The sequence below is a fragment of the Rhodococcus sp. NPDC077669 genome (genome assembly GCF_040686915.1).
Lineage (GTDB): Bacteria > Actinomycetota > Actinomycetes > Mycobacteriales > Mycobacteriaceae > Rhodococcoides > Rhodococcoides fascians.
Genome location: NZ_JBFBMD010000013.1, coordinates 85911 through 99302, shown reverse-complemented (window position 1 = coordinate 99302; position 13392 = coordinate 85911). Strand labels below are relative to the sequence as shown.

Genomic DNA, 13392 nt, shown 5'->3' with positions numbered 1-13392 from the left:
CGGCTCTACCCGAGTACCGAGGTCAGCTCCGGCCGCTTCGCCATACGACGGTCGCCCGAGGATCGTCTGCGGATTCGACGAGTCAACCACGGCGCGAGAAACATTCCGGCCCAGGTGAGGTCGGCGCGAACTCGGGAGTGCAGGCGCGGGCTGGCGAGCGGTGCCAACGGGAGATTCCATGCGTCGGTAGCGCCCGGTAGACCGAGGGCGTAGGCGGCGGCCGCAGCGAGTCGCGCATGTCCCGTCTCGTTCAGATGCAGTCGGTCCCAACTCCATAGCCGAGGATCGGAGGCCACGTCGTGCTTCTCGAGGTCGATCACCACGACATCGGATTCGGCTGCGACTCTGCGAATCTCGGCGTTGAGCTCGGTCATACGCCTGGCGATGACGGTCCTTCCGGGGACCGGGTGAGCGAGGCGGGGAAACGTCATGGTGATCACGGTGCAGTTGGCCGCTCGGAGCGCGGCGAATATTGCGCCCACTTCACCTGCCACGGTCCGCGCATCGAACTGCGGACGCAAGATGTCGTTGACACCGGCAGCGACGGACGCGACCGTCGGCTTCAACGCCAACGCAGCCGGCAACTGCTCGGCCTTGACCTGCGCAGCCTTACGACCACGTACCGCGAGGTTGGCGTAGACGACCTCGTCTGCACTCTCGGCCATGTGCTCGGCGAGCCGATCGGCCCAACCACGAAAGCCCGTGTCGTCGTTGCCGTCGTTCAGCCCTTCCGTCTGGCTGTCGCCCAGGGCTACGTATCGCAATTGTTTCGTCCGATCCACCACGTCCACCGTTCTTTCACTTGACGTCAATATACAACAAATTGTCTAATATCTGGCCTGCCCGCCACCTCGCGACGGGTACTGTCCTTGATCATGTCGCTACGTGATGCTGTGCTCGCCGCACTGGTCGACGGGGAGATGTCGGGTTACGACCTGTCCAAGGCGTTCGACGCAACCGTCGCCAACTTCTGGACTGCCACTCCCCAACAGCTCTATCGCGAACTCGACCGAATGGACCAGGACGAGGTGATCTCGGCGCGACTGGTCGAACAGGACGGTCGACCCAACAAACGCCTGTTCAGCCTCACCGACAAGGGACGTGCAGCGCTGCGCCAGGTGAGCCATCGGCAACCGAAGCTTCCGGCCATTCGCGACGAGCACCTGGTGGCTATCCACGCTCTCGAAGCCGGGGACCTCGAGCCGATGACCGATGCGATCCGAGAACGAATGCAGCTCTCACGAGACAAGCTGGCTCGGTACGACCGGATGGCGCACCGCCTGCTCGACGGACGTACCGAGACCGAGTTCCTGGCCACCGCCGATCGCATCGGCCCGTATCTCACCCTGATGCGCGGACGGATGTTCGAGGAGGAATCGCTTCGCTGGGGTGCCCGCGTCCTCGAAGTACTCGACACCCGCGCTGAACGCGGATGATCCCGCCGAACACCCTTTCATAGTCGCAAAGTTGTGTAGTCTTCGGTCACCAGCCGAGGGCGCCTCAGGCCCTGGCCCCACCCAGGAGATGACGCGTGCAGCAGTTCCGACAGGCCGTCGAGGCCAACGACCACGACGCCATGGCCGCCACCCTGGCCAACGACGTCGTCTTCAGCTCCCCCGTCGCATTCAAGCCGTACCGCGGCAAGCAAACGACCGCGGCTATTCTGCGCGCCGTCACCCGCGTCTTCGAGGACCTTCGCTACGTGAAAACCGTCGAAGACATCGGCGGCCGTGATCACGTCCTGTTCTTCGAGACCCGCATCGACGACGTGACCGTCCACGGTTGCGACATCCTCCACCTGAACTCCGACGGCCTGATCGACAATTTCACCGTGATGGTGCGTCCGCTGTCGGCTGCGCAGGCACTCTCGAAGGCCATGGCGACAGAATTCGCCGCCGAAATGGGTTCGATGGCTTCCGCAGAGAAGCAAGACAAGCAGTGATACCGGGCTTGTGGAACGAACAGAGCCGCGCACCTCTGGGTGCGCGGCTCTGATCAGTATTGGGTGACGGTGTTCGCCAGTGCGCCTCTCGGCAGGTGGCCGCTCGTAGCGGCTGATGGTTGGTACCCGGGGCATTGGGATCGAACACCGTCGATGGAGTCAACGACGACTCGGCTCGTCGTATTCCGACCCGTGGCGATGTGGTGGGCCCGCGGTCGCGCAGCGATGACTTGAATTCACGCCCCCAATCGGAATCGACACCTCCTACGAAGGGTGTGGATTCCGACGAAGGGCGTAGATGCGGGCCGTCCGCTCGATCAGCTCCCACGTTTCGGATATCCGACTCCCATCGGCGTCGGGTATCCGAAACCGAGGAGTCGATCCGCGACGAAACGCAAAAACTCCGATCCCAGGGACGGAATCGGAGCCAAGAGAGCCTCCTAACGGGATTGAACCGTTGACCGCTCGCTTACAAGGCGAGTGCTCTACCGCTGAGCTAAGGAGGCAGTGAAGCGAGCCAAGCATACCGTTCAACGGACGCTCAGCGACAACAGGTACCTTGTCGGTGGATCACCCCAGCAACGTAAAGACGGTCATGACTTTCCTGCAAGACCTGACGGCTTCGCTGAGCCGTCTCACCGGTGAGCGTCGGGCCACCATCGATACACCGACCGCCGCGCCGTCACCTCTTCGCCCTATCGATCTGACCGACGATGCGACGGTCGCCGAGGTCCTCGAGCTGGCGGTTCGCGTCGGCGAGGTGTTGTTGGCGTCGGGCACGTCTGCGGTGGATACGGCGACGCAGGTGCAGTTCATCGCCGCGACGTACGGCCTCGCACGATGCGATGTCGACGTCACGTACAACTCGATCACGCTGAGCGCACATCGCGGTCCGACGCGTCCGCCGGCGTCGACGATGCGCATCGTCCATTACCGCTCGATGGACTTCACGCGGCTGGCGGCGGTCGACCGACTTATTCGCTCGGTGCGCGTCAAGGTGGTCCCGGCGAGCATTGCGCGTGATCGCCTCGACGAGATCACCTCGGCCCCGCACCCGTACAACCGGTGGATCGCGACCTTCGCGTGGGCGGGCATGGCGGCGGCGATCGGTGTGTTGCTCGGCGGCGGCTCGTTGGTGGCTGTGGTGAGCTTCCTGACGACGATGGTGATCGACCGAATCGGCCGCATCCTCAACCGCGCCGGACTGCCCTTCTTCTTTCAGCAGGTGGTCGGCGGATTCGTCGCTGCCACCCCGGCGATCACTCTGTACAACTTTCAGGATCAGCTCAATATCGACATCTCCCCGTCGGTGATCATCGGTGCCGGGGTGACGGTGCTGCTGTCGGGGCTTTCGCTCGTCGGCTCGGTACAGGACGCGATCACCGGAGCACCGATCACCGCGTCGGCCAGATTCTTCGAAGTGTTGATGATGACGGGCGGCATCATTGCCGGCGTTGCCACGTCGCTGCGGCTGGCGGCCCTGATCGGGAGCGATCTGCCGCAGATCAGCAACCTGCCTCCCCCGGACATCACACAGGTGCCCACCAAGGTCCTCGCCGGCGCGGCCGCGTCACTGTTCTACGCGCTCGCCTGCTACGCCGAGCGGCGCGCACTGACGGCAGCGTTCATGGGCGGCTTCGCGGGTGCGCTCGTCTACTTGATGTCGCAGACGTTGGCTGTGGGTCCGATCATCGCGTCTGCCATCGCGGCCACGGTCGTCGGATTCGCCGGTGGTCTCCTTGCACGTCGAGCGCTCATTCCGCCGCTCATCGTTGCCGTCGCCGGTATCACTCCGTTGCTGCCCGGTCTCTCGCTCTACCGAGGTCTGTACGCGATTCTCAACGACCAGTTGCTGCTCGGTATCAGCTCGCTCTTCGCGGCGTTCGGCATCGGCTGTGGTCTGGCTGCGGGCGTCACATTGGGCGAGTGGGGTGCGCGAACATTGCGTCGACCCCGGATCCTGGCACGCACCGAGGAACTACTGCGCCCGACGCTTCGCCGCAGAGAAGAACCGCGCCGACCGACGGTTCGTCGGCGGCGCGGTACGAGTCCTTCGTAGAAGGCGGAACTCAAGCCTCGGTGCTGGGGGTTCCCTCAGCACCTGCGCGGGCAGCTGCGTCGGCCTCCATGGCCTCACGCAGGCTGCGCGGACGCATGTCGGTCCAGTTCTTCTCGACGTACTCCAGGCACGCAGCGCGGGTGTCTTCACCGAAGACGACACGCCACCCCTGAGGGACCTCGGAGAACGTCGGCCACAGCGAATGCTGATCTTCGTCGTTGACCAGCACGAAGAAGCGTCCGTCTTCGTCATCGAACGGGTTGGTACTCATCTCGCCTCACTCGTCGCGAACGTTTGATTGGTAAGTCTGCACCGTGAGGTGCCACACGACCCTAGCAACGCAGGTCGTGCTCAGGTGGCGTCAGGCCTTGAAGAAGTCGAGCAAGTGCGCATTGACGGCCTCGGGACGCTCGAGATATCCGTAGTGCCCGGCGTCCGCGATCTCCACGTATCGAGCCCCCGGAATGGCGTCGGCGAGCTCCTTGCCCAGGTAGGCGGGGATCATCCGATCGTCGGCGAACCCGACCGACAGACACGGCACCGACACTGCCCGGTAGGCGTTGGTGCGGTCGAAATCGTCGTCCATGCCCAGCTGCGCGCGCACCCCGGCGGATGGTGAGGATGCCGAGAACTCGAACAGGTCGAGCCAATCGCGAGCCGTTCGCGCATCGCGCAACGTGGCGGGCGACAGGTTCATCACCGCCGTCACCGCGGCCGAGTACGTGCCCGGCAGCTCGACGCGCTTGTCGTAGAGCGCCCGCTCGCCCTGGGCGAGCGTCTTCTGGAACTCGTCGACCCGCGCGTGCCCGGCCAGGAATGCCGCCTTGCGAACCAGATCGGGACGCTTCAGAGCCAACTCCTGCGCGACGCGAGAGCCCATCGACGTTCCGACGACGAAGGCCTTCTCGGCACCGTCGCGGACCAGTTCGATCAAGCCCTCGGTGTCGGCAACCATGGCGTCGATGGTGATACCGGTCGCACTTTCCGACGACGGCGCGATACCGCGGTTGTCGAAGGTGCACACCCGGTAGCCGGCCGCCAGGAGGGCCGGTACCTGATGCAGTTCCCACACTCGGCCGGGACTGCCGGTGCCCATTATCAGAACGACCAGGTCTCCACTGCCCTTGACCTGGTAGTTCACGTCGATGCCGTTGATCTTCGCGATAGGCATACGTCTCCTCACTGCTGATGCTTTCGTCGGCGATCGTATCGTCCGAGGTCGACGTGGGGTTACTCGAACAGCCAGTGGGTACCTGCAGTTACATGACTGACGAGAACGTAGCGGGCGAAGCACGCAAAGGAATGCTCGACGGGATCAAGGGCAAAGCCAAAGAGGTCGTCGGCGCTGTCACCGGCAACGACTCGTTGACGGCCGAGGGCCAGTTGCAGGCCGCTCAGGCTCGCGAACGCAAGGAGGCGCAGGCCACCGAACGCGTCGCCGATGCGCAGGCCACCGAGGCCGCCGAGGAGCTGGCCGACGTGCGGACTGCGGCAGACAGTCGACGCGAGGCCGCGGAAGAGAACGCGGCAGTTGCCGAGGCGAACGCAGACCGCGTTCGAGAGACCCAGGTGGCCGCGGCCGAGCAGAACAAGCGTGAGACCGTGGCGCAGGAACGAGCGGCAGCCGAGGTCGACGCAACGGCCGAACAGATCGAAGCGACCGAGGAGCGCAAAGCCGAGCAGGCCGCGGCAGATGCGGACGAAATGGTGGCTGCGCAAAAGCACCAGGAAGCGTTGCTGCAGGCCGAAGCCGACCGCAAGAAAGCCGAAGAGCTTCGCAACCAGGCTTAACCCCCCACTGCTGATCTAGGAGTTCGACTACATGAGTGTTTTGGCCCTACCACTGACCATCCTGAGACTTCAGTACAAGATCGCACGAATTCCGTTGCAGCTCATCGAGACCAACGTCGTCGTGAAGATGGATGCGGAATCACCGGCGCGGCTCGCCTACGAGCACACGCTCGGATCCCTCGATCGTGCCGTCGGAAACCTGTTGGGAGACAGGAGTCTTGCCGATCGCGGTGAGACTCTGGTCGACAGCACCGAGAACCGCGCCGAAGCAGCACGCCTGGACGCCGAGGCACGTGCGAAGAAGACTGCCGCGGACGCCGACCTGAAGACGGCTCGTGAGACCGCCGAGCAGGACCGGCGGGCCGCCGACGCCGCAGCCCAGGAAGCGGCCCGCGACGCGCGACAGGAAGCCGAGCAGCGCAAGCGCGAGGCCGCTCAGGAAGCCGAACGCGAAGCGGCTGCAAAGAAGAAGAAGGCCGACGAGCAAGCTGCCGCGGCGGCCAAGGCAGCCGAGGACCGCAAGAAGACTCAGCAGGCTCAGGTCGACAAGCAGGAGAAGTTGGCTGCAGCACCGTCCGAGGCCGAATTGGCCGAGGCCGCAGAGCGATCCGAGGAAGCCGACGCCAAGAAGGACGAGGCGGAGCGCATCGAGAAGCTGTTCATCGCGGAGAAGAACAAGGACTGACAGCCCGATTCTCTCGAATCGAGCTCAGCAACAACCTCTTCCAGCCCCGCACCGTATTCTCGGTGCGGGGCTGGTGCGCGCTGCAACCGTTGGGTGCCACACTCTGAGAGCATCGACCGGGGCGCACCAGCGAAGCCCGACTGCCCGGTTTACTGTAGGTTCGCCGAACACATTGACGAGGAGGGTAGATGCGCATGCGACAAACGGGAACCGAGTCCACTCGACTTATCCGCGCCCGGCGCAGACTCTCGCCGCTGTTCGCCACTTTGGTGATCTTCGGGGTTCTCGCCATCCCAAGACTGGACTTCCCCGGGGCCGGCATCGCGGGCTGGGGTCTGGCAACCGTCGCGGCAGCGGCCTGGCTTTTCACAGCATTGCGCCCGCAGCGGTCCAGCAAAAAGAGCTAGGTCGTGCGCGTTGTGCGTACCGCTGAGGGCGCACAACACGCACGACGGGAGCGCAGCGACGATCAGCCGACGATGCGAGCGAGGAATGCGTCGATATTGTCCCTCACCGTCGCCGTGCGGGTGTCGACGTCGAAGTCCTCCTTGAACTGTCGTCCCAGGGCCGGTGTTTTCTTCTTGCGTGCGTACAGAGAACATGCGAGATCCGAGCAGATGTAGGTACCGACGGTGTTGCCGCGTCGCCCGGACTCCCCTGCCTTCGCAGCGGCCATCAGCGACACACCGCCGTTGGCGTGGGTGGTGAGACAGATGCTGCACATCTGCGCAGTCCGCGGTCCACCTGCCTTGTATCGCAACGCAATTGCACGGAGTCGATCTTCCTGCGGTACGACGATGTAGCTTCGTCCCGCCAGCTTCGGGTCGCCCCAGCCGAGGAAATCGAGATCCTCCCAAGGCGTTTCGTCGAACATATCGGGGAGGGAAAGCCGAGTGGCGTCACCCTTGGACGAGTTGACGAACGACGATCTGATGTCGCGTTCGGAGATCGGCTTCATTGTTCCTGCCTCCATTGCCGTAGGAGTGTGTCGATTCCGTCGAGGATTCGGGCCCACGACTCTTGCGAGTCGGGTGCACTGTGAGCGAACGAGCCGGCCGCTTCGAGGCTGGCGAAACCGTGAAAGACACTGCCCAACAGTCGAACAGCGTGCACCTGGTCGACCTCGCTCAGGTGATACCCACGGAGGATCGCCTTCATCATCGCCGAGTGCCGCACCCCGGCACTGTTGATCGCCGTCTCGTGGTCGAGAGGAAATTGAGTGGCCGCGTACCGGCCGGGATGTTCGCGCGAATAGACCAGGTACGCGTCGGCCACTGCCACCAACGCGTCCTTGCCTGCCCTGCCCGCCAACGCTTCTGCCACCCGGTCGGCCAGTTCTTCCAACGCCAGCAGAGCGATGCCGGCATTGAGCTGATGCGCGCTCTTCAGATGCGAATACAGACTCGCCACTTTGACGTCGAAGCGTCGCGCCAACTCACTGGCAGTCACGCGATCGAAGCCGACCTCGTCGGCCAGATCCGCTCCTGCTGCCACGATGCGCTGCGCGGTCAATCCTGCGCGTGCCATGTCGGCCTCCTCCATCTTCCGAGGACACCGTAGCCAAAACTAATAGCTATAGGCAAATTACTAAAGCGATCAGCGGCCCTGCCACGCCTCCCACAGCTCTGCGTAACGCCCACCGGCAGCGACCAACTCGTCGTGCGGACCTTGCTCGACGATTTTCCCGTGCTCGAGCACAACGACGCGGTCGGCGGCAGCGGCCTGGGTGAGGCGATGCGCCACGACCAATGTGCTGCGGCCTCTCGTCGCCGCCTCCGCAGCCAGTTCGAGCTCACGGGCACCGGAGCTGCCGGCCTCGGCGGTGGCCTCGTCCAACACCGCGACAGCCGGATCGGCGAGAACCAGCCGCGCCAGAGCCAATTGCTGCGATTGCGCCGCGGTCAACTGGTGACCACCCTCGCCGACTGCGGTGTCGAGGCCGTTCTCGAGCGCCTCGACCCATCCCCAGGCCCCGACGGTCCGCAGTGCGGCTTCCACGTCGTCGCGGCCGGCGTCCGGTGCCGCGAGCAACACGTCGTCGATCAGAGGGCCGGCGAAGACGTGCACTTCCTGGCTGACGATCGCGACATGCCGGCGTAAACCCTGGTGGCCCAACGAGTCCAGCGACGCGCCGCCGACACGAACCGTGCCCGACGTCGACGCCATGGACCCGGCCGCAATGGCCGCGATCGTCGACTTCCCGGCACCGGTGGATCCCACGAGCGCGACCGTCTCACCTGCGTCGACACGCAGGTCGACACCGTGCAGTACTTCGTGACCCCCGTCGTACGAGTGGCGCAGGTCGACGACATCGAGGGTGGCGTCGGCAGGCACGGAACCGTCGCCCACCGGCCGCTCGTCGGGGATGTCGACAACGCCGACTAATCGGGCCAGAGACGCTCCGGCAGACTGGATGTCGTCGAACGTGAAGAGCAGGGTGCCGATCGGATTGAACAGGCGATGGAACAGCAGCGCCGCAGCCGTGGTCTCACCGACGGTCACGTAATCGCCTCGTACGAGCAGGAATCCGGCCAGCAGGATCACCGACAGACCGACACATTCGGCGCGGTTACTGCGTGAGCCGAAACGGGTGAACAGGCGGAAGACGTCGACGCCGATGTCGCGGGCTTTCGCCGACGCTCGATCCACCTCACCGAGGTGCTCTGCTTCGAGTCCGTAGGCGCGCACAGTCTTTGCGCCCTGCATGCTGCTGACGAAGGACTGCGCCCGCTCGCCCATAGCGACTCGTTCGGCCGCGTACAGCGGAGCCGATCGGGGCAGATACCAGCGCAGCGCGAGCACGTACATCGGCAATGCCACCAGACCGGCAAGCCCCAGACGCCAGTCGATTCCGAGCATCGTGATCATGCTCAGGCACACCAGCAGGAATGCTCCGACGAGCTGGGGAATCACTTCGCCGATCGACTTGGCCATCACTGCGACGTCGTCGCCGACGCGGGAGAGCAAGTCGCCCTTGCCCACTCGCTCCAGCGTGGCCACCGGCAGGCGGAGAGCGCGTCGCACGACGGCCTCACGCAGCGACGCCAGGATGCCCTCGCCGAGGGTACTGATCAGGTAGCCGCTGAAACCGGTGACGACACCGCCGATGACCGCTGCCACCGCGATCACGACGACGACCCCCACGATGGTCGACGAGTCGGCCCCGTCGCGGACGCGGTCGACCAGGACGCCGAGCACATAGACCGGCACAAGTGACATCGCCGCGGCCACTGCGCCGAGGAGCAGCGTCACCGCGGTACGGAGTTTGCGCAGGCGCAGCTGTTCCAACAGCCATCGGCCCGACCGGGCACCGGTGGCGATGGGAAGAAGTTCGGGGGCGGTCATCGCAGCACCGTCTCCTTGTACTGCGCGTCCGAGGACGCGAGATCGTGGTGGGTTCCTTCGGCGACGACGCGGCCGTCGTCGACGACGAGCACGCGATGCGTCACCGACAGCAGCGCAGGGCTGGTGGTGATCAGGATCGTGGTCTGCGCGGCGCTGCCGGTGTGTCGCAGCTCGGCGATACCGCGCGCGATCGTGTGCTCGGTGACGGCGTCGACCGCGGTGGTGGGGTCGTGCAGCACCAGCACCGGGGCGTCGACCGACAGGGCCCGCGCCAACGCGACCCGTTGACGTTGGCCGCCGGAGAGGCTGGCACCGCGGTCGGTGACGGCGTGGTCGAGTCCGGCTTCGTGCAGTTCGACGACGTCGGTGGCCGCGGATGCCTCGAGCACGCGGGCGAGTTCGGCGTCGGGCTGCGCGCGACCTGCGGTGACGTTGCTGCGAACGGTGCCGGCGAACAGGTCGGTGATGTGCGGCTCGACGAGCACGGTCTCGCGGGCGCGTCGGAGATCGATGTCCCCTGTTGCGATGCCGCCGATCCGTACCGTTCCGGTGTAGTCGGACTCGGAGATCTGACCGGAGAGCACCTGGGCGAGTGCCTCACCGTCCTGCGGCCGGTAGGCGACGATCCCGAGCATCTCGCCGGGTGCAGCAGAGAAGGTGAGGCCGTCGAGCGAACGGAACCCGACCTCGTCGACGGTGAGATCGGTACCCGAGGGCACAGCGGAATCCGATTGCGGCAGAACGTGGTCGGCACCGAGTACGAGTGCGAGCCGGTCGGCAGAGCCACGCACCATCGCCACCACGCCAGGGACCTTGGACAACCCGGTCAGCGGTTCGATGACGAATTGCGAGAGCCCGATGACGGTGATCAACTCGCCGACCGAGATGCGACCCTGCAACGCGAACCAGCCTGCGGTACCGGCGATTCCGACGGCGAGCAACGCGTTGACCGCCGCCGCCAGGCCCTGATAGACGTTGTTGGCGCGGGCCAACCTCAGCGTGGCCGCCAGTGCCGTTCGGCTCGACGTCACGAACCGCTGGGTCGCGGCGTCCTCTGCTCCGATTCCGCGCAGCGGACGCACTCCACTGACCAGATCGGTGGCCATTCCCGATACCCCGGCGATCTCGGCCTGCTGTGCGGTGGCCGCGCGGGTGAGCAACGGGGCGAGACGCTGGAGCGCAATCAGAATCACCGGAGTACCGATCACGACGGCCAGGCCGAGAGGAATGTCGATGATCAGCAATGCCACCGCCGACGCCACCACCGCCACTGCCGACGCGAAGACTCGCGCGATCAGATCGAGAATCCACGATTCCTTCTCGGCATCGGACGTCGAAACCGTCAGCAATTCCCCGGCCGACAGATCGGTGCGCAGTCCGCGTGGGTCGAGAACGCGGCCGGCGACCTCCACCCGCACATCGTGGGCCTCACGCTCGATGGCGACGACGATGATGCGGGCACCGATGCGCCAGGCGTAGGACAGTGTGACGAACAGAGCCGCGAGACCGACCAACGAGACGATCATCGCCGTCACGTCGCCGGTGTCGATCGCCCGCGACACGATCAGACCGATCGCGACCGGAACCATCGTTTCGCACAGTTGATGCACCCCGAAGAGCAGGGACGAGACGATCAAGCGGGTGCGACGACGTCGTACGGTGCGGCGCAGAATCGCGCCACCGGTGGCCGGGAAAGGTGCCTCCACCACGTTTCGAGCATGGTGAAGCGAGACAGAATCGGTCATTCGCTGCAGCCTATGGCATCCGGAAGTGGCGATGGGGTGTCACATTTACATAGAGTTGGCACCAGCGAACACCGAGTAAGTCCAGCAGAGAGTACGGAGATCACTATGCCTGCCAAGACATCGACCGACAACGACATCGCCGACGAAGACATCGTCCCACTCGAGTACGAGACCGCCAGTCAGGCCCAGCGCGTCGTCGCCGCCTATGCGACCGATGCAGACGAGTGCCGCATGTTGTTGTCGATGCTGGGTATAGACCCCGTAGCGAAGACCGACTGACAGGTTTTCGCAGGGCTGATTACCCAGGGATCAACAAGCGGATTGGACAGTTGTGGCTGACGCCTCGCAGGGTTCGGATTTCGTCGTCGTAGCCAACAGGTTGCCGGTCGATCTGGAGACACTTCCCGACGGAAGCGCGCGATGGAAGCGCAGCCCCGGCGGGCTGGTCACCGCGCTCGAGCCCATCCTGCGCGCCAACAAGGGTGCCTGGGTGGGATGGGTCGGCGTGTCCGACGTCGACGTGGAGCCGTTCGTCGAGGACGACCTGCACCTGCGTCCGGTGCCGATCAGCGAGAAGGAATACACCCAGTACTACGAGGGCTTCTCCAACGCCACGCTGTGGCCGCTGTACCACGACGTCATCGTCAAGCCCGAGTACGACCGTGACTGGTGGAACGCCTACGTCGAAGTCAACCGCCGCTTCGCGGAGAAGACGTCCGAGGCAGCCGCGCAGGGTGCGACAGTGTGGATTCAGGACTATCAGCTCCAGCTCGTCCCGAAGATGCTCAGGATGCTGCGGCCCGATCTCACCATCGGGTTCTTTCTGCACATCCCGTTCCCGCCGATCGAGCTGTTCATGCAGATGCCGTGGCGCACCGAGATCGTCGAAGGACTGCTCGGAGCCGACCTGATCGGTTTCCATCTGTCCGGCGGCGCGCAGAACTTCCTCTACCTCGCCCGACGCCTCGCCGGGGGAACCACCTCACGCGGAACCGTCGGCGTGCGGTCCAAGCTCGGCGTCGTCCAGGTGGGGTTCCGGACCGTACGCGTCGGAGCGTTCCCGATCTCCATCGACTCCGGTGACCTCGACACCAAGTCACGCACGAAAGCCGTCCGGGATCGCGCCAAGCAGTTGCGCAAAGACCTGGGCAATCCGAAACGGATCATGCTCGGCGTCGACCGACTGGATTACACCAAGGGAATCGACGTTCGGCTCAACGCATTTCGAGAGTTGCTCGAAGAAGGCCGAGTCGATCCGGCCGAGAACGTCATCGTGCAATTGGCGACGCCCAGCCGTGAACGCGTCGAGAGCTATGTCGCCATGCGCGGCGAGATCGAGCAGCAGGTGGGACGCATCAACGGCGAGTACGGCCAGGTGGGCCACCCGGTGGTCCACTACCTGCACCGTCCCATTCCCCGCGAGGACCTGCTCGCCTACTTCGTCGCTGCCGACGTCATGCTGGTCACTCCCCTACGCGACGGCATGAACCTCGTCGCCAAGGAGTACGTGGCCTGCCGTAGCGACCTCGGTGGCGCGCTGGTTCTCAGCGAATTCACCGGTGCTGCTGCAGAATTGCGCCAGGCGTACCTGTGCAACCCCCATGATCTGGACAGCGTGAAGGACGCCATCACCGGAGCGCTCGAACAGGAACCCGAGGCAGGTAAGCGTCACATGCGAGCCATGCGTCGGCAGGTTCTCGCCCATGACGTCGACCGCTGGGCTCGCTCGTTCCTGTCCGCTCTGGCACAACCGGCCGAGGGCACCAACCTCGTCAGATAAATCGCTTTACCCCCACCGTCGACGGCTGCTAGTTTGCCGTCGACG

The 13392-nt window shown here is 64.8% G+C and carries 15 protein-coding genes and 1 tRNA gene; 8 read left to right on the top strand and 8 right to left on the bottom strand.

Annotated elements, in window-relative coordinates:
* Positions 1-5 precede the first annotated feature (5 nt).
* Entirely contained in the window at positions 6-785 is a 780-nt protein-coding gene (locus tag AB0P23_RS16255) for an SGNH/GDSL hydrolase family protein (RefSeq protein ID WP_363798232.1), read from the bottom strand.
* Positions 786-875: 90 nt separating this feature from the next.
* On the opposite strand from AB0P23_RS16255, the gene AB0P23_RS16250 reads away from it, so the two are divergent.
* A complete protein-coding gene (locus AB0P23_RS16250) occupies positions 876-1436 on the top strand; it encodes a PadR family transcriptional regulator (protein WP_032386475.1) in 561 nt (186 codons plus the stop codon).
* Between the two features lie 95 nt (positions 1437-1531).
* A complete protein-coding gene (locus AB0P23_RS16245; protein WP_206498791.1) occupies positions 1532-1942 on the top strand; it encodes a nuclear transport factor 2 family protein in 411 nt (136 codons plus the stop codon).
* Between the two features lie 434 nt (positions 1943-2376).
* Here AB0P23_RS16245 and AB0P23_RS16240 read toward each other — a convergent pair.
* A tRNA-Thr gene (locus AB0P23_RS16240) sits at positions 2377-2448 on the bottom strand.
* A gap of 89 nt (positions 2449-2537) precedes the next feature.
* Between AB0P23_RS16240 and AB0P23_RS16235 the strand changes: the two genes are divergently transcribed.
* Positions 2538-4001, top strand: coding sequence for a threonine/serine exporter family protein (locus tag AB0P23_RS16235; protein WP_206497692.1), 1464 nt, complete (start codon positions 2538-2540; stop codon positions 3999-4001).
* 10 nt (positions 4002-4011) lie between these two features.
* Here AB0P23_RS16235 and AB0P23_RS16230 read toward each other — a convergent pair whose 3' ends face one another.
* On the bottom strand, positions 4012-4272 hold the full coding sequence (locus AB0P23_RS16230; RefSeq protein WP_027495672.1) for an MbtH family protein: 261 nt from the start codon (positions 4270-4272) through the stop codon (positions 4012-4014).
* Positions 4273-4362: 90 nt separating this feature from the next.
* Positions 4363-5172, bottom strand: coding sequence for an alpha/beta hydrolase (locus AB0P23_RS16225; RefSeq protein ID WP_027495671.1), 810 nt, complete (start codon positions 5170-5172; stop codon positions 4363-4365).
* A 92-nt stretch (positions 5173-5264) separates the two neighbouring features.
* On the opposite strand from AB0P23_RS16225, the gene AB0P23_RS16220 reads away from it, so the two are divergent.
* From AB0P23_RS16220 to AB0P23_RS16210, 3 genes are all read left to right on the top strand, one after another.
* A complete protein-coding gene (locus tag AB0P23_RS16220) occupies positions 5265-5792 on the top strand; it encodes a hypothetical protein (RefSeq protein ID WP_032367327.1) in 528 nt (175 codons plus the stop codon).
* A gap of 31 nt (positions 5793-5823) precedes the next feature.
* Entirely contained in the window at positions 5824-6477 is a 654-nt protein-coding gene (locus AB0P23_RS16215) for a hypothetical protein (protein ID WP_032389807.1), read from the top strand.
* A gap of 188 nt (positions 6478-6665) precedes the next feature.
* Positions 6666-6884: a hypothetical protein gene (locus tag AB0P23_RS16210; protein ID WP_219520286.1), complete on the top strand. Its 219-nt coding sequence runs from the start codon at positions 6666-6668 to the stop codon at positions 6882-6884.
* Positions 6885-6946: 62 nt separating this feature from the next.
* On the opposite strand, the gene AB0P23_RS16205 is transcribed toward AB0P23_RS16210, so the two are convergent.
* The 4 genes from AB0P23_RS16205 to AB0P23_RS16190 all read right to left on the bottom strand — a co-directional run bounded on the left by AB0P23_RS16205 (position 6947) and on the right by AB0P23_RS16190 (position 11567).
* Complete coding sequence (locus tag AB0P23_RS16205) at positions 6947-7435, bottom strand: FBP domain-containing protein (protein ID WP_206497694.1); 489 nt, start codon at positions 7433-7435, stop codon at positions 6947-6949.
* Positions 7432-8004, bottom strand: a complete 573-nt coding sequence (locus AB0P23_RS16200; RefSeq protein ID WP_206497695.1) for a TetR/AcrR family transcriptional regulator — start codon at positions 8002-8004, stop codon at positions 7432-7434. Before AB0P23_RS16200 ends, AB0P23_RS16205 begins: the two co-directional genes overlap by 4 nt.
* A gap of 69 nt (positions 8005-8073) precedes the next feature.
* Positions 8074-9822: an ABC transporter ATP-binding protein gene (locus AB0P23_RS16195; protein WP_032399230.1), complete on the bottom strand. Its 1749-nt coding sequence runs from the start codon at positions 9820-9822 to the stop codon at positions 8074-8076.
* The gene (locus tag AB0P23_RS16190) at positions 9819-11567 is read right to left on the bottom strand and encodes an ABC transporter ATP-binding protein (RefSeq protein WP_206497696.1); all 1749 of its coding nucleotides are present in this window, start codon (positions 11565-11567) and stop codon (positions 9819-9821) included. Before AB0P23_RS16190 ends, AB0P23_RS16195 begins: the two co-directional genes overlap by 4 nt.
* Before the next feature lie 105 nt (positions 11568-11672).
* Here AB0P23_RS16190 and AB0P23_RS16185 point away from each other — a divergent pair, with 105 nt between their 5' ends.
* Both AB0P23_RS16185 and AB0P23_RS16180 read left to right on the top strand, forming a co-directional pair.
* The gene (locus AB0P23_RS16185) at positions 11673-11846 is read left to right on the top strand and encodes a hypothetical protein (protein ID WP_008710019.1); all 174 of its coding nucleotides are present in this window, start codon (positions 11673-11675) and stop codon (positions 11844-11846) included.
* A gap of 52 nt (positions 11847-11898) precedes the next feature.
* Positions 11899-13347, top strand: coding sequence for a trehalose-6-phosphate synthase (locus AB0P23_RS16180; RefSeq protein ID WP_363798225.1), 1449 nt, complete (start codon positions 11899-11901; stop codon positions 13345-13347).
* The last annotated feature ends 45 nt before the right edge of the window (positions 13348-13392 follow it).

Coding starts and splice junctions, on each gene's coding strand:
- AB0P23_RS16250 (WP_032386475.1), top strand. CDS start 876: ATGTCGCTACGTGATGCTGTGCTCGCCGCACTGGTCGACGGGGAGATG.
- AB0P23_RS16220 (WP_032367327.1), top strand. CDS start 5,265: ATGACTGACGAGAACGTAGCGGGCGAAGCACGCAAAGGAATGCTCGAC.
- AB0P23_RS16205 (WP_206497694.1), bottom strand. CDS start 7,435: ATGAAGCCGATCTCCGAACGCGACATCAGATCGTCGTTCGTCAACTCG.
- AB0P23_RS16230 (WP_027495672.1), bottom strand. CDS start 4,272: ATGAGTACCAACCCGTTCGATGACGAAGACGGACGCTTCTTCGTGCTG.
- AB0P23_RS16200 (WP_206497695.1), bottom strand. CDS start 8,004: ATGGCACGCGCAGGATTGACCGCGCAGCGCATCGTGGCAGCAGGAGCG.
- AB0P23_RS16235 (WP_206497692.1), top strand. CDS start 2,538: ATGACTTTCCTGCAAGACCTGACGGCTTCGCTGAGCCGTCTCACCGGT.
- AB0P23_RS16195 (WP_032399230.1), bottom strand. CDS start 9,822: ATGACCGCCCCCGAACTTCTTCCCATCGCCACCGGTGCCCGGTCGGGC.
- AB0P23_RS16185 (WP_008710019.1), top strand. CDS start 11,673: ATGCCTGCCAAGACATCGACCGACAACGACATCGCCGACGAAGACATC.
- AB0P23_RS16190 (WP_206497696.1), bottom strand. CDS start 11,567: ATGACCGATTCTGTCTCGCTTCACCATGCTCGAAACGTGGTGGAGGCA.
- AB0P23_RS16210 (WP_219520286.1), top strand. CDS start 6,666: ATGCGCATGCGACAAACGGGAACCGAGTCCACTCGACTTATCCGCGCC.
- AB0P23_RS16215 (WP_032389807.1), top strand. CDS start 5,824: ATGAGTGTTTTGGCCCTACCACTGACCATCCTGAGACTTCAGTACAAG.
- AB0P23_RS16225 (WP_027495671.1), bottom strand. CDS start 5,172: ATGCCTATCGCGAAGATCAACGGCATCGACGTGAACTACCAGGTCAAG.